General features: G+C 71.2%; 15 protein-coding genes and 1 riboswitch. Of the genes, 8 read left to right on the top strand and 7 right to left on the bottom strand.

All coding sequences use genetic code 11. From position 1 onward, the window contains the following. Positions 1-102 precede the first annotated feature (102 nt). On the bottom strand, positions 103-1,950 hold the full coding sequence (gene lepA / locus A6A25_RS14635; protein WP_073889631.1) for a translation elongation factor 4: 1,848 nt from the start codon (positions 1,948-1,950) through the stop codon (positions 103-105). A 102-nt stretch (positions 1,951-2,052) separates the two neighbouring features. Here lepA and A6A25_RS14630 point away from each other — a divergent pair, with 102 nt between their 5' ends. Together A6A25_RS14630 and A6A25_RS14625 are read left to right on the top strand one after the other, a co-directional pair. Beyond that, positions 2,053-2,487: a type II toxin-antitoxin system PemK/MazF family toxin gene (locus A6A25_RS14630; protein WP_198932699.1), complete on the top strand. Its 435-nt coding sequence runs from the start codon at positions 2,053-2,055 to the stop codon at positions 2,485-2,487. A gap of 82 nt (positions 2,488-2,569) precedes the next feature. Then, on the top strand, positions 2,570-3,166 hold the full coding sequence (locus A6A25_RS14625) for a class I SAM-dependent methyltransferase (RefSeq protein ID WP_073889625.1): 597 nt from the start codon (positions 2,570-2,572) through the stop codon (positions 3,164-3,166). On the opposite strand, the gene A6A25_RS14620 is transcribed toward A6A25_RS14625, so the two are convergent. From A6A25_RS14620 to A6A25_RS14610, 3 genes are read right to left on the bottom strand one after another with little or no spacing between them, the layout of a single operon-like run. Next, on the bottom strand, positions 3,143-3,511 hold the full coding sequence (locus A6A25_RS14620) for a VOC family protein (protein WP_073889622.1): 369 nt from the start codon (positions 3,509-3,511) through the stop codon (positions 3,143-3,145). The genes A6A25_RS14625 and A6A25_RS14620 overlap by 24 nt on opposite strands. A gap of 13 nt (positions 3,512-3,524) precedes the next feature. Continuing rightward, on the bottom strand, positions 3,525-3,983 hold the full coding sequence (locus A6A25_RS14615) for a GNAT family N-acetyltransferase (protein ID WP_073889620.1): 459 nt from the start codon (positions 3,981-3,983) through the stop codon (positions 3,525-3,527). A gap of 4 nt (positions 3,984-3,987) precedes the next feature. Then, entirely contained in the window at positions 3,988-5,097 is a 1,110-nt protein-coding gene (locus A6A25_RS14610) for a winged helix DNA-binding domain-containing protein (protein ID WP_073889617.1), read from the bottom strand. Between the two features lie 121 nt (positions 5,098-5,218). On the opposite strand from A6A25_RS14610, the gene A6A25_RS14605 reads away from it, so the two are divergent. Together A6A25_RS14605 and A6A25_RS14600 are read left to right on the top strand one after the other, a co-directional pair. Further along, positions 5,219-6,142 (top strand): SPFH domain-containing protein, encoded by a 924-nt coding sequence (locus A6A25_RS14605; protein WP_073889614.1) that lies wholly within the window; start codon positions 5,219-5,221, stop codon positions 6,140-6,142. A 1-nt stretch (position 6,143) separates the two neighbouring features. Then, positions 6,144-6,359 carry a hypothetical protein gene (locus A6A25_RS14600; RefSeq protein WP_073889611.1) on the top strand — a complete coding sequence of 72 codons (216 nt, stop codon included), beginning with the start codon at positions 6,144-6,146 and terminating at the stop codon, positions 6,357-6,359. Here A6A25_RS14600 and A6A25_RS14595 read toward each other — a convergent pair. Further along, complete coding sequence (locus tag A6A25_RS14595; protein ID WP_073889607.1) at positions 6,356-6,790, bottom strand: MscL family protein; 435 nt, start codon at positions 6,788-6,790, stop codon at positions 6,356-6,358. The genes A6A25_RS14600 and A6A25_RS14595 overlap by 4 nt on opposite strands. A 94-nt stretch (positions 6,791-6,884) precedes the next feature. On the opposite strand from A6A25_RS14595, the gene A6A25_RS14590 reads away from it, so the two are divergent. Beyond that, a complete protein-coding gene (locus A6A25_RS14590) occupies positions 6,885-7,664 on the top strand; it encodes a VOC family protein (RefSeq protein ID WP_073890099.1) in 780 nt (259 codons plus the stop codon). Here the strand turns inward: A6A25_RS14590 and A6A25_RS14585 are convergent. Further along, a complete protein-coding gene (locus A6A25_RS14585) occupies positions 7,633-8,436 on the bottom strand; it encodes a TSUP family transporter (RefSeq protein WP_073890096.1) in 804 nt (267 codons plus the stop codon). The genes A6A25_RS14590 and A6A25_RS14585 overlap by 32 nt on opposite strands. Before the next feature lie 144 nt (positions 8,437-8,580). On the opposite strand from A6A25_RS14585, the gene A6A25_RS14580 reads away from it, so the two are divergent. Both A6A25_RS14580 and rpsT read left to right on the top strand, forming a co-directional pair. Beyond that, complete coding sequence (locus A6A25_RS14580; RefSeq protein WP_073889604.1) at positions 8,581-10,860, top strand: glycoside hydrolase family 3 N-terminal domain-containing protein; 2,280 nt, start codon at positions 8,581-8,583, stop codon at positions 10,858-10,860. 128 nt (positions 10,861-10,988) lie between these two features. Beyond that, a complete protein-coding gene (gene rpsT, locus A6A25_RS14575) occupies positions 10,989-11,249 on the top strand; it encodes a 30S ribosomal protein S20 (protein WP_073889602.1) in 261 nt (86 codons plus the stop codon). A gap of 379 nt (positions 11,250-11,628) precedes the next feature. On the opposite strand, the gene holA is transcribed toward rpsT, so the two are convergent. Then, positions 11,629-12,612, bottom strand: a complete 984-nt coding sequence (gene holA, locus A6A25_RS14570; protein WP_073889600.1) for a DNA polymerase III subunit delta — start codon at positions 12,610-12,612, stop codon at positions 11,629-11,631. 96 nt (positions 12,613-12,708) lie between these two features. Continuing rightward, positions 12,709-12,824: riboswitch (SAM riboswitch) on the top strand. An 11-nt stretch (positions 12,825-12,835) separates the two neighbouring features. On the opposite strand from holA, the gene thrC reads away from it, so the two are divergent. Further along, the gene (thrC, locus tag A6A25_RS14565; protein ID WP_073889598.1) at positions 12,836-14,098 is read left to right on the top strand and encodes a threonine synthase; all 1,263 of its coding nucleotides are present in this window, start codon (positions 12,836-12,838) and stop codon (positions 14,096-14,098) included. Positions 14,099-14,127 lie beyond the last annotated feature (29 nt).

Here is a 14,127-nt window from a genome sequence, read left to right as displayed (position 1 = left end):
TTGGTGCGCCAACCATGGCAGGAGGAAAACGCGAAATTCGGCCTCCGCGCCTACCGGATCACCCGAAGATGTGCCGGTAGGCGCGGATTTGGCCGGTGGTACTTACTTCTTGCCCTTGTCCTTGCCGCCGGAGTCGTCGGTGGACAAGGCGGCGACGAAGGCTTCCTGGGGGACCTCGACGCGGCCCACCATCTTCATCCGCTTCTTGCCTTCCTTCTGCTTCTCCAGCAGCTTGCGCTTACGCGTGATGTCACCGCCGTAGCACTTCGCGAGCACGTCCTTGCGGATGGCGCGGATGGTCTCGCGGGCGATCACGCGGGCGCCGACGGCGGCCTGGATCGGGACCTCGAACTGCTGCCGCGGGATCAACTCGCGCAGCTTCGAGGCCATCTTGGTGCCGTAGCCGTAGGCGTGGTCCTTGTGCACGATCGCGCTGAACGCGTCCACCGGCTCGCCCTGCAGCAGGATGTCCACCTTCACCAGGTCGGCGTCCTGCTCGCCCGACTCTTCATAGTCCAACGACGCGTAACCGCGGGTGCGCGACTTCAGCGCGTCGAAGAAGTCGAAGATGATCTCACCGAGCGGCATGGTGTAGCGCAGCTCGACGCGGTCCTCGGACAGGTAGTCCATGCCGCCCAGCTGGCCGCGCTTGGACTGGCACAGCTCCATGATCGCGCCGATGTACTCGCTGGGCGCGATGATCGTGCACTTGGTGACCGGCTCGTACACCTCGGCGCGCTTGCCCTCGGGCCAGTCGGACGGGTTGGTCACCACGTGCTCGGTGCCGTCGTCCATCACGACGCGGTACACGACGTTGGGCGCGGTGGAGATCAGGTCCAGGCCGAACTCGCGCTCCAGCCGGTCACGGGTGATCTCCAGGTGCAGCAGCCCCAGGAACCCGCACCGGAAGCCGAAGCCGAGGGCGGCCGACGTCTCCGGCTCGAAGGTCAGCGCGGCGTCGTTGAGCTGGAGCTTCTCCAACGCCTCGCGCAGCACCGGGTAGTCCGAGCCGTCCACCGGGTACAGCCCGGAGTAGACCATGGGCTTGGGCTCGCGGTACCCGGCCAGCGGCTCGGTCGCGCCCTTCTTGTCCCAGGTGACGGTGTCGCCGACCTTCGACTGGCGCACGTCCTTCACGCCGGTGATCAGGTAGCCCACCTCGCCGACGCCCAGACCGCGGCTCGGCTTGGGCTCGGGCGAGATGATGCCGACTTCCAGCAGCTCGTGCGTGGCGCCGGTGGACATCATCTTGATCCGCTCGCGCGGGGTGATCTTGCCGTCGACCACGCGGATGTAGGTGACCACGCCGCGGTAGGTGTCGTAGACCGAGTCGAAGATCATCGCGCGGGCGGGCGCGTCGGCCTCCCCCACCGGTGCGGGCACGCGCTTGACGACCTCGTCCAGCAGCGCGCCGACGCCCAGGCCGGTCTTGGCCGAGACGCGCAGCACCTCCTCGGGCTCGCAGCCGACGATGTGCGCGAGCTCCTTGGCGTACTTGTCCGGGTCCGCCGCGGGCAGGTCGATCTTGTTCAGCACCGGGATGATGGTGAGGTCGTTCTCCATCGCCAGGTACAGGTTGGCCAGCGTCTGCGCCTCGATGCCCTGCGCGGCGTCGACCAGCAGCACGGTGCCCTCGCACGCCTCCAGCGCACGCGAGACCTCGTAGGTGAAGTCGACGTGACCCGGCGTGTCGATCATGTGCAGCACGTGGTCCTGGCCTTCGACCTGCCACGGCAGCCGCACGTTCTGCGCCTTGATCGTGATGCCGCGCTCGCGCTCGATGTCCATGCGGTCGAGGTACTGCGCGCGCATGGCCCGCTCCTCGACCACGCCGGTGAGCTGCAGCATGCGATCGGCCAGGGTCGACTTGCCGTGGTCGATGTGCGCGATGATGCAGAAGTTCCGGATGAGCTCCGGAGGCGTGAACGTCTGGTCGGCGAACGTGGTCACTCAGGTTCCTCGCACACGAAGGACGGGGGATCGACCCATCTTCTCACGTCACGGCGTCGCGGCGTTCCGCGCGTACGTGACCGAGACCATATGCTGCCCGCCGTGTACGCGAACGGTGAAGACGCCCGCCCGGCGAGGGGCGCGGTGCGCGAGGTCCACACGGCCGCGGTGGCGGCCACCCTGGAGTACTCACCCGACCTGGACGGCCTGGCCGATCCTGGCGAGGTGGTGTGGGCCTGGGTCCCCTTCGAGGAGGACCCGAGCCGCGGCAAGGACCGGCCGCTGCTGGTCGTGGGACGGCACCGGCGCGCACTGCTCGGCCTGATGCTGACCAGCAAGACCCCCGACCGGCACGAGGTCGACGACTGCCTCGACCTGGGCTCGGGCCGCTGGGACCGCGACGGCAGGCGTTCCTACCTGCGCCTGGACCGGGTGTTCGAACTGGCCGAGGACGACATCCGCCGCGAGGGCTCGGTGCTGGAGCCGGAGCGGTTCTCGCTGGTCGTGGACGCGCTGCGGCGGCTGGGCTGGCGCTGAGACCACCCCCGGGGGCCATCTCCGGGCCGGTCTCCGGGCGGTCCCCGATGCCGCGGGAGCAGACCGCGGCGACGCTGGGTGCATGGCGAACAACCTGATGAAGGCGTTGGACGCGGCGTTCGGGCACCCGCGCGGCAAGGTGGGCGAGCTGGGCGGCCGGGTCATGGCCGTGCTGAACGCGAAGGTGGAGGAGCACGTCACCGAGGTGGCCGCGCCGACGCCCGAGGAGGTCGTGCTGGTGCTCGGCCCCGGTCCGGGCGTGGGGCTCAAGCTGGCCGGTGAACGCGCGCTCAAGGCCATCGGCGTCGACCCGTCGCAGGTCATGCTGGACGACGCGCGTGAGCGGTGCGCGGAGCTGATCGTGGCGGGCCGGGTGGAGCTGCGCGAGGGTGCGGCGACCCGCACCGGTCAGCCCGAGGACTCGGTGGACGTGGTGATCTCGGTGAACAACCTCCAGCTGTGGGGCAACCGGCCGGCCGCGTTCCACGAGCTGTTCCGGGTGCTGCGGCCCGGCGGCAGGCTGGTCGTCTCGGTGCACCGGCGGGCGCTGGACACCTCCGAGTACGACCTGATCCAGGAGGCCGAAGCGGCGGGGTTCACCGGGGTTCGCACGTCGTTGCACCAGTACGGCGGCGTGGTGGGGCCCGCGGTGCAGCTACTGGCGGGTGTCCCGGCGTAGCGGGTGATCGGCGGGGATCTCGACCAGCACGACGTGCCTGCCGTCCGGGTCGGTGATCCACAGCTCGTCCAGGCCCCACGGTTCGCGCCGGGCGGGCCGGATGACGTGGTCGGCGAGTTCTTCGGCGGCCCGCCGCAGGTCACGCACTTGCAGCCACAGCTGCGTGGCGTCCGTGGGAGGTTCGGAGGAGGTGCCGGAGACCTCCAGGAAGCCCTGGCCGAGGAAGAACACCGTGCCGCCGGGGAACTCCCGGTACACGGCCAGGCCCAGCACGTCGCGGTAGAACGCCCGCGCGCGCTCCGGGTCGTGGGAGCGGACGAGGACGCGGCTGCTCAGGATCTCCACGGCGTCCAGGCGATCACACGTCCAGCCGCAGCGCCATTCGCACGTGGTCGCCGTCGCGGCCCTCCTCGCGCCAGCCGTGGTCGGTGTAGAAGCGCCGCGCGCGGTGGTTCTCGGCGAACACGTCGAGCCGTGCGGTGGTGACGCCGAGGTCCCGCAGCGCGTCCATCGCCGCGTCGTGCAGCGCGTGGCCGACGCCCTTGCCCCAGCACGCCGGGTCCACCTGCAGCTGCAGCAGCGAGCCGTCGGGCGTGACCAGCGCGAACCCGGCGAACGCGTGGTCCAGTTCGGCGGACAGCCACACCCGGTCCGGCTTGTCGAAGGTGAAGGTGGTGTCTCGGACCGAGCGCTCCCACTCGGCGAGTTCCGCCTCCGGCACGTGGCCCTCGTAGTAGCTGCGCCTGGCCTTGACGTAGACGTCGACGAGCGGCCGGTTGTCCTCCGCCCGGGGTGGGCGCACGGTGATCGTCCCCATGCACTCAGGGACGCGGCACCGCCGGTGAGGTTGTTCGGACCTCGTGCCGCGACGCGTCCGGCGCGAGGAACGCCAGCAGCCGTTCGGCCTCCCGCTCCAGCTCGTCCACCGCGGTCAACCGGCGGAACGGCCGCAGCTCCAGCGTCGCGACGTCGTCGGTGCGGTGCAGCTTCCAGTCACCCCCCGTGACGCCGTCGACCAGGAAGAACTGGGGCACGGGGCCGTGCGGGTCGTAGTTCTGCGCCCGCACGTCCTCGGTGACGACCCGGCGCCGGTCGGCGTGCGAGAGCAGAACGTTGTCGAAGTCGTAGAGGAACCGCGGCGGCGCGGGCACGTCCGCGTCCGGCCGGGGCGCCTCGGGCAGGTCGAACAGCTCCTGGCCGTCCTCGTCGCGCAGCCGCAGCAACGGCAGCCCTTCGACCACTTCGCGCAGCCGGGTGAGGCCGGACCAGGTCTGCACGTCCTTCACCGTGGCGGGGCCGAACGCGGCCAGGTAGCGCAGCACCAGGTCGTCCAACGACGGCTTGTCCGCCACCGGCGCGCCCAGCCACGTCTCCACGCTGGTGTGCGCGATCGAGCCGCTGCGTCCCCACACCCCGCGCGGCGGCACCTGCACCAACGGCACCAGGCACCGGATCGCGTAGGCCAGCGAGGCGGGCGCGCGGTCGGGCCACCGCTCGTGCAGCAGGGTGCCCAGCTCCTTGTTGGTGCGCGGCTTCTCGGCCAGCAGCACGCGCCCGGCGGCCACCACGGCGTCCACGTCCAGGCCGCGCATGTCCCGGCCGTGGGTGTAGTTGCGGAACAGATCCCGGTCGAGCGAGGGCTGGACCGCCGGGCGCAGGGCGAGGGCGTCCTCGGCGGTGACCAGGTGGATGGTCGACCGCATCACGGCGATGCGCACGAGCCGCCGGTCCACGAGCAGGTCCGCAGCCCGGTCCGGGGTGAACCCGGCGATCCGCGACCACAGGCCGGTGTACCAGGTGTGCGGTGTCTGGGCCTGCAGCCCGACCAGGTGCGCGACGACCTCGGGCACGGTCGCCTCGGTGCGGGCCAGCAGGAACTGGCGGGCCAGGGTCGCTCGGCCGAGGGCGCGACGGCTCAGTACCGGGGTCATGCGATCACCGTAGGGCTCATTGCGGTCAACTTCTGTCCTCGTCTCGGGGTCTGCTTGTCCGGCGGCACGGAAAAGTGATATCACTTTGCTAAGCACGAGATATGACATCGAGGGGTGGAACATGGACGCGACGACGGACGTGGCGGTGCGGATGCCGGTTCCGGTGGTCCGGGAGCGGGAGGCACGAGCGGTGTCGGGCTGGGGCGTGCTGGCCGCGGTGGTGGTCGGCGCGCTGCTGGGCGCGGCGATCCTGGTCCTCGGCACGATCCCGGGTGACGACGGGCCGAGCGTCCCGGCGATCGTCGGCGGTGGCCTGTTGATCGCGGGCAGCGGCATCGCGAGCATCGGGCTGTTCACCGTGGCGCCGGGCGAGTCGCGGGTGCTCCAGTTCGCCGGCCGCTACACCGGCACCGTCCGCCAGGACGGCTTGCGCTGGGCGAACCCGTTCACCACGAAGGTGAAGGTGTCCACCCGGATCCGCAACCACGAGACCGCCACGCTGAAGGTCAACGACGCGGACGGCAACCCGATCGAGATCGCCGCCGTGGTGGTGTGGCAGGTCGAGGACACCGCGCGGGCCAAGTTCGAGGTGGACGACTTCGTGCGGTTCGTCGGCATCCAGACCGAGACGGCCGTGCGGCACATCGCGACCAGCTACCCGTACGACAACCACGACGAGACCGGGCTGTCGCTGCGGGAGAACGCGGACGAGATCACCGAGACGCTGTCGCTGGAGATCGCGGCACGGGTGCAGTCGGCCGGGGTGAAGGTGATCGAGTCCCGGCTCACGCACCTGGCCTACGCTCCGGAGATCGCGCAGGCGATGCTGCAGCGCCAGCAGGCCGGTGCGGTGGTCGCGGCGCGGTCGCGGATCGTGGAGGGGGCGGTCGGCATGGTGCAGCTCGCGCTGGCCAGGCTCGCCGAGGAGGACGTGGTGGAACTGGACGAGGAGCGCAAGGCGGCGATGGTGTCGAACCTGCTGGTCGTGCTCTGCGGCGACCGATCCACGCAGCCCGTGGTCAACGCCGGGTCGTTGTACACCTGACGTGGCCGAGCGCAAGAGCGTCCTGCTGCGCCTCGACCCGGCGGTGCACGACGCGCTGACGAGGTGGGCGAACGACGAACTGCGCAGCACCAACGCGCAGATCGAGTTCCTGCTGCGCCGCGCGCTCGCCGAAGCCGGTCGGCTGCCCACCGGGGCCGCCGACCAACCCAGGCGCGGCCGACCGCGCAAGCAGGACAAGGAACCGGGACCGGACTAGGCGGGCGACGCGCCGCCTTCCTCGTCCAGCACTTCGGGGTGGACGTCGGCGGTGCACCACTTGCACTTGTCGGCGTCCACCGCGATGAACTCCTTGCACCGCGGGCACTCGCGGGAGCCCTGCGCCCGGAAGTTGCCGAGCTTGGCCAGCTTCATCAGCTTCACCAGGCCGAACAGCACCAGGCCGAGCAGCACGAAGGTCAGCAGCTCGGTGAGGAACGCGCCGTAGCGGATCTCGGCGTTGTTGACCGTGAACACGAACCCGCCGAAGTCGGGCTGGCCGAAGATCGCCGCGACGAGCTGCATGAGCACGTTGCCCGCCAGGCTCTCGACCAGTGCGGCGAACGCGGTGCCGATGATGAAGCCCAGCGCCAGGTCGAACATGTTGCCGCCCAAGGCGAAGCCCTTGAACTCCAGCCACAGATTCTTCACCCTCGGTAGATCGGCCGTCGGGCCCACCTGCCTTGAGGCACACGTTCGGGTGATCGACTCGCGGAGTGACGTGACCGGTGCGACCGTTGGCGAGGTGAGCGAGCTGAACTCCCCGTACCCGCCGGGTACGCCCGCGTGGGTGGACATGATGACCACCGACCGCCGGGCCACCATGGAGTTCTACGGCGGCCTGTTCGGCTGGGACTTCGAGATCGGCGGCCCGGAGACCGGGCACTACACGATGGCGCTGGTGCGCGGGCTGCCCGTGGCGGGGTTCGGCGAGATGCCGTCGGACGTGATGTTCCCCGTGGTGTGGACGACCTACCTGGCCACCGACGACCTGGACGAGTCGGTGGACAAGCTCAACGCCAACGGCGGCAAGGTGCTCGTACCGGAGTTCGACACCGGCGGTCCGGGCCGCGGCGCGATCGCGGTGGACCCGTACGGCGCGGCGTTCGGGCTGTGGGAGGCGGGCACGCACATCGGCGCGTACGTGGTCAACGAGCCCGGTTCGGTGGTGTGGAACGAGCTGGCCACGCGTGACCCGTTCGGCGCGGCGGAGTTCTACCAGCAGGTGTTCGGCGTCGGGCTGGACCCGCTGCCGGACTTCCCGTACACGCAGCTGCGGGTCGAGGGCCGTGCGGTGGCGGGCGTGTTCGGGATGGCGAACGAGATCCCCGCCGAGATCCCGCCGCACTGGATGACCTACTTCGCAGTCGCCGACGCCGACGCGGCGGCGAGGCGGGTGGCCGAGCTGGGCGGCGTCACGGTCGGCGACGTGGTCGAGTCGCGGTTCGGCCGGTTCACCACCGTCGGCGACCCGATGGGCGCGACGTTCCGGGTCATCCAGTCGCCGCCTTCCACCCCAGACTGACCACGAGCGCCACCACGACGGTCAGGAACACCCGGCGCACGAACGCCGATCCGCGCCGCACCGCCAGCCGCGCACCGAACACCGCGCCGGTCACGTTGCACAGCGCGAGCACCAATCCCAAGCCCCACAGCACCTTCCCCGCCGGGATGAAGTACAGAAGCGCACCCAGATTCGTGGCGACGTTCACAACCTTTGCCGTGGCCGAGGCGCGCAGGAACGCGAACCCCACCAGGCCCACGAGCAGGAACACCAGGAACGCGCCCGTGCCCGGCCCCGCCAGACCGTCGTAGAAGCCGATCACCGCGCCGCCCAGCGCCATCACGGCGATCTGGGCGAACCGCGTGAACCTCGGCGCCTCCGCCACGCCCAGCTCCGGCTTGCGCCACGTGTAGAGGCCGACGCCGACCAGCGCGACGAGCACCACACCGTTGAGCACACCGGGCGCCAACGCCCCCGCGAACGCCGCACCGCCCACCGCGCCCGCGAACGCGGCCGCCGCCATCGGCAGCGCCGACGACCAGTCGATCGCCGCCTGCCGCGAGTAGGTGCGCACCGCTGCCGCCGTGCCGACCACGGAGGCGACCTTGTTCGTGGCCAGCGCGTACAGCGGCTGGCCGCCGGGTGCGATCAGCAGCAGCGCGGGCAGTTGGACCAGCCCACCGCCGCCCACCACCGCGTCGACCGCGCCCGCGAGGACGGCGGCCAGGCAGAGGAACAGCAGGGCGGCGAGCGAGATCTGCCCGAAGCCGGGCCAGTCGAGTGCGGTGGTCACCCGCACATGAAACAAGACGGGCGTACTGCATTTCACCCCTTACCACGGTGGGAGCGCTCCCAGAATGCGCCGTTCGGCCCTGTTGTGGGCCGATTCACACGGGGAGGGTGATCCGGTGTTCTCCGATCCACCTGGAGGTCCTCGGTGTTGAGATCCCGCAAGCGGACCGCGGTCGCCGCGCTGGTCTCGCTGGCCCTGTTGGTCACCGGCGCGCAAGCCAGCGGCGTGATGGAGCCGACCGGACAGGACTACCTGGACGCGCGGGCCCCGGTCGACCGACGCGTCGAGAGCCTCCTCAAGCGCATGACGCTGGAGGAGAAGGTCGGCCAGATGACCCAGATCCGGCTGGGCAAGCTGCGGGGCAACTGCGAGTGGAACCCCGGTCCGCTGCGCGAGGACTGCATGAAGGCGGTTTTGGAGGACGCCAAGGTCGGCTCCATCCTGTCCGGCGGCGGTGACGCGCCGAACCCGAACACGCCCCGCGCGTGGGCGGAGATGACCAACGAGATCCAGAAGTACGCGCTGGACCACAGCAGGCTGCGGATCCCGCTGATCTACGGCGCGGACGGCGTGCACGGCCACTCGAACGTGCTCAGCGCCACCATGTTCCCGCACCAGATCGGCCTGGGCGCGACGTGGAACCCGGAGCTGCAGGAGCAGCTGGGCGTGTCCACCGGCCGGGCCATGCGCGCCACCGGCGTGTTCTGGAACTTCGCGCCCGTGTCCGACATCGCCCGCGACACCCGCTGGGGCCGGTACTACGAGACCTACAGCGAGGACCCGGTGCTGGCCGGCGCGCTGGCGGCGGCGAACGTGCGCGGGCAGCAGGCCGAGCCGACCGACGGCACCGCGAAGCTCACCGCGACGGCCAAGCACTTCGCGGGCTACTCCGAACCGTTCAACGGGCACGACCGGGCGCCCGCCCAGCTGCCGATCCGGTACCTGCAGGACACCGTGCTGCCCGCGTTCCAGCCGCAGTTCGACGCGGGCGTCGGCACCGTGATGATCAACTCCGGTGCGGTGAACGGCGTGCCCGCGCACGCGTCGAAGTACCTGCTGACCACGCAGTTGCGCGACCGGATGGGCTTCCGGGGCGTGGCGATCACCGACTGGGAGGACATCCGGTTCCTGGTGGACCGCTACCACGTGGCGGCGGACTACGAGGAGGCCATCGCGATGGCCGTCAACGCGGGCGTGGACATGGCGATGGAGCCGTCGGACGCGGCGGGCTTCACCTCCGGCCTGTTGGCGGGCGTGCGCAGCGGCGCGATCCCCGGCAAGCGGATCGACCAGGCCGTGCGGCGGATCCTGAAGCTCAAGTTCGAGCTGGGGCTGTTCGAGAAGCCGTTCGTGGACGTGGAGAAGGCCGACGCGATCGTCAACGGCGCGGACCGGGCGCTGGCCCGCCAGGCGGCGGCGGAGAGCACCGTGCTGCTGCGCAACGACGGCGTGCTGCCCCTGTCGACCGGCGCGGGCAAGCTCGTGGTGACCGGTGACGCGGCCGACTCCGTGCCCCGCCAACTCGGTGGCTGGTCGGTCGGCTGGCAGGGCGTGCCGAACTGGTCGCCGATGCCGGACGCGGTGACGGTGCTGGAGGGCATCCGGGCCGCCGCGCCGTCGGCGAACGTGGTCAGCGCGCCCGCGCAGGCCGACGCGGTGGCGCAGGCCGGTGACGCCGACGCGGTGGTCGTGGTGCTCGGTGAGGACCCGGGCGCCGAGGGCGAGTCGGACACCGAGGAGCCCGCGCTGACCGCCGAGCAGCAGGGCCTGGTGAACGCGGTGCGTGCGACGGGCAAGCCGGTCGTGGTGGTGCTGCTCACCGGTCGGCCGCAGGTGCTCGGCACGGTGGCGGACGCCCCGGCGCTGGTCGCGGGCTGGCTGCCGGGCTCGGAGGGCGGCAGCGCGATCGCCGACGTGCTGTTCGGCGCGGTTAACCCGAGCGGCAAGCTGCCGGTGTCGTGGCCGAAGACGGTCGGTGACCAGCCGTTCTCCTACGACCAGCCGCGTGGCGCGAACACCGTGGCCAGCTCGGGGTACGACCCGGCGTTCGCGTTCGGGCACGGCTTGTCGTACACGACCTTCACCACGTCCGCGCCGACCCTGAAGTCGGCGGAGGTGCGGCGGGACGAGCAGGTGAAGGTGTCGGTGACCGTGGCCAACACCGGGGCGCGTGACGGCACCCTCATCGTGCCGGTGTACGTGCACCAGCCGGTGAGCAAGGTGCTCACGCCGGAGCGGCGCCTGGTCGGCTTCACGCGCGTGGCGTTGAAGGCGGGCGAGGAGCGGGCGGTCGAGGTGACGTTCGACGTGCGGCGGCTGGCGGTGACGTCCGGCGACATGGACGGCGCGGGCAAGCCGGAGGTGGCCAAGGGCGACTACGAGGTCGTGGTCGGCGAGGAGAGGACTCGATTCACGGTGCGGTGAGCTGCCCTGATATCCTTCTCTGCCGTACCGCGCGGCATTCCGCTGTGGAGGAAAACCGCCCCTTCGTGGGGCGGAGCCGGTGACAAGCGCGGTGCGACTCTCCAGACCGAGGAAAAGGTGGCTTTCGCGTGGCGAACATCAAGTCCCAGATGAAGCGGATCAAGACGAACGAGAAGGCGCGCCTGCGCAACAAGGCCGTCAAGTCGTCCCTCAAGACCGCCATCCGCAAGTTCCGTGAGGCCGCCGAGGCCGGTGACAAGGAGAAGGCCACCGTCCTGGCGCGGGAGGCTTCCCGCAAGCTGGACAAGGCCGTCACCAAGGGCGTGATCCACGCCAACCAGGCCGCCAACAAGAAGTCGGCGCTGGCGCGGCGCGCCAACCAGATCTGATCTGGTCCTCACGCCACTGGTTCTTGCCGAAAGGGCCGCCCACCCCGCGCGGGGTGGGCGGCCCTTTCTGTCGTCCCGATCAGCCCGCGCCCCGGCCGCCCCGCACCCCGGTCAACCCGCATCTCTGTCGGCCCGCGTTCGGGTTTGGCCCCATCCGCGCGGCCCGCGCCCCGGCCAGGTCCCGTCCAGCCCTGCCCGCGCCCCAGCCCAGCCCGCGCCCTCACCAGGCGCCATCCAGCGCCCAGCCTGACCCGCGCCCTCACCAGGCGCCATCCAGCGCCCAGCCTGGCCCGAGCCCCCGCCAGACCCCATCCAGCCCGGCCCGAGCCCCGCCCACCCCGAGCCCCATCAGGCCCGTCCAGCGCGACCCGCGTCCCGGTCAGCGGCGGCCGTGCGCCGCGACGATCTTCAGCACTGCGCGTTCCAGGGCGTAGCCCGAGTCGGCGGCGACGCCCTTGACGTCGGCGTTCAGGTCGGCGACCACCGTCATCGCCGCCGCGAGCCCCCGGTCCTCCCAGCCGCGCGACTGCCCCTGGGCCTTCTTCACCTTCCACGGCGGCATGCCGAGCTCCCCCGCCAGCTTGAACGGGTCGCCCCGCCCCACCGCCGACACCCGCGCGATCGTGCGCACCGCGTCGGCCAGCGCGTCGGCGACCAGCACGTGCGGCACGCCGAGCTGGATCGCCCACCGCAACGCCTCCAGCGCACCGGCCCGGTCGCCCATCACGGCCTTCTCCGCCACCGCGAACCCGGTCACCTCGGCCCTGCCCCGGTGGTAGCGGCGGACCGCCTCGGCGTCGACCTTGCCCCCCGTGTCCGCGACGAGCTGCGAGGCCGCCGCCGCCAACTCGCGCAGGTCCGATCCGATCGCCTCGATCAGCGCGGCCACGGCCTCCGGATCGGCCTTGCCACCACCCGCCGCCCGGATCTCGTTGCGCACGAACGCTTCCCGGTCCGCCGCCTTGGTGATCTTGGGGCACTCGGTGACCCGGGCACCGGCCTTGCGCAGCGCCGCGGGCAGGTCCTTGGCCACCTTGCTGCGCCCGCCACCGGTGTGGACGACCACCAGCGTCACCCCGTCCGCCGGGGCCTTGGCGTAGCCGATGATCGCGTCGGCGATCTCCTTGCCGCACTCCTGCGCGGCCTCCAGCGCGACCACCCGGCCCTCGGCGAACAGCGACGGGCTCACCAGTTCAGCCAGCTCAGGCGGGGTGAGATCGGTCACGCGCACGCGGGTCAGGTCGGCCTGCGGATCGGCTTTCCGCGCCGCCGCCAACGCACCGCGCACCGCGCGCTCGACCAGCAACTCCTCCTCGCCGACGATCAGGTGCACGGCGTCGGGCGTGTCAGCGGGCGCACTCACGGACGCGATCCTCCCACGCGCGTCCGGCGTCCGGATGGTGGACGTCTCTGGCTGAAGGTCGGGATGGTGACGTAAGTTGAGGCCACAACTGAATACCGCTCATCCAGAGGGGCAGAGGGATCGGCCCGAAGAAGCCCCGGCAACCCGTCGCACAGCGTCCGCTGGCGACCACGGTGCCAATTCCGACCCGCGACGCGCGGGAAAGATGAGGAGATACCTCGCGATGACTGCTGTCAGTGTGCCCTCGGCCACCACCTCCTTCGACCTCGGTCCCGCCCGCGCACTGTCGTGTCGCGAGTGCGGCCACGAGACGCCGCTCGCCGCCGAATACGCCTGTCTCGAGTGTTTCGGGCCGCTGGAAGTGGCCTACGACTTCGGCCGGGTCCGCCGCGAGGACATCGAGGCGGGCCCCCGGTCGATCTGGCGCTACCGCGGCCTGCTCCCCGTGCCGACCACCGTCGAGTCGCACCCCAACACCAACCCCGGCGGCACCCGCCTGGTCGAGGCCGACCGCCTCGCCAAGGCCTTGGGCGTGCGCAAGGTGTGGGTGAAGGACGACACCGGCAACCCCACCCACTCGTTCAAGGACCGCGTGGTCGGCGTCGCCCTCGCCGCCGCCCGCGAGCTGGGCTTCAAGGTCCTGGCCTGCCCCTCCACCGGCAACCTGGCCAACGCCGTCGCCGCCGCCGCGGCCCGTGCGGGCTGGCAGTCGGTGGTGCTCGTGCCGTCCACCCTGGAGCAGGCGAAGATCCTCATGACCGCCGTCTACGGCGGCAACCTGATCACCGTCGACGGCAACTACGACGACGTGAACCGGCTGGCGCAGGAACTGGCCGCCGAGCACGAGGACTGGGCGTTCGTCAACGTCAACGTCCGCCCCTACTACGCCGAGGGCTCCAAGACGCTCGGGTACGAGGTCGCCGAACAGCTCGGCTGGCGGCTGCCCGACCAGATCGTGGTGCCCATCGCCTCCGGCTCCCAGTTGACCAAGGTCGACAAGGCGTTCCGCGAGCTGGGCGAACTGGACCTGGTCGAGCAGACCCCCTACCGCGTGTTCGGCGCGCAGGCCACCGGCTGCTCCCCCGTCGCGGCCGCCTTCAAGGCCGGCCACGACGTGGTCACCCCGGTCCGCCCGGACACCATCGCCCGGTCGCTGGCGATCGGCGCCCCCGCCGACGGCCCCTACGTGCTGGACGCCGTCCGCCGCACCAACGGCGCGATCGAGGACGTCACCGACGAAGAGGTCGTCGAGGGCATCCGCCTGCTGGCCCGGACCGAGGGCATCTTCGCCGAGACGGCCGGCGGCGTCACCGTCGCCACCGCGAAGAAGCTCATCGAGACCGGCCGGCTGGACCCGGACGGCGAGACGGTGCTCCTGATCACCGGTGACGGCCTCAAGACCCTCGACGCCCTGGGCGACCGCGTCGGCCCCCGCGCCAACGTCCCGCCGTCGGCCGAGGCCGTCCTGAAGGCCCTCCAGGACTGATCCCGGCGATGTCCGGGCGGCCGACCGCG

The sequence above is a fragment of the Saccharothrix sp. CB00851 genome, assembly GCF_001905065.1.
Taxonomy (GTDB): domain Bacteria; phylum Actinomycetota; class Actinomycetes; order Mycobacteriales; family Pseudonocardiaceae; genus Actinosynnema.
Note: the sequence above shows the minus strand (reverse complement) of the source record. Positions and strands in the feature narration are given on the sequence as shown.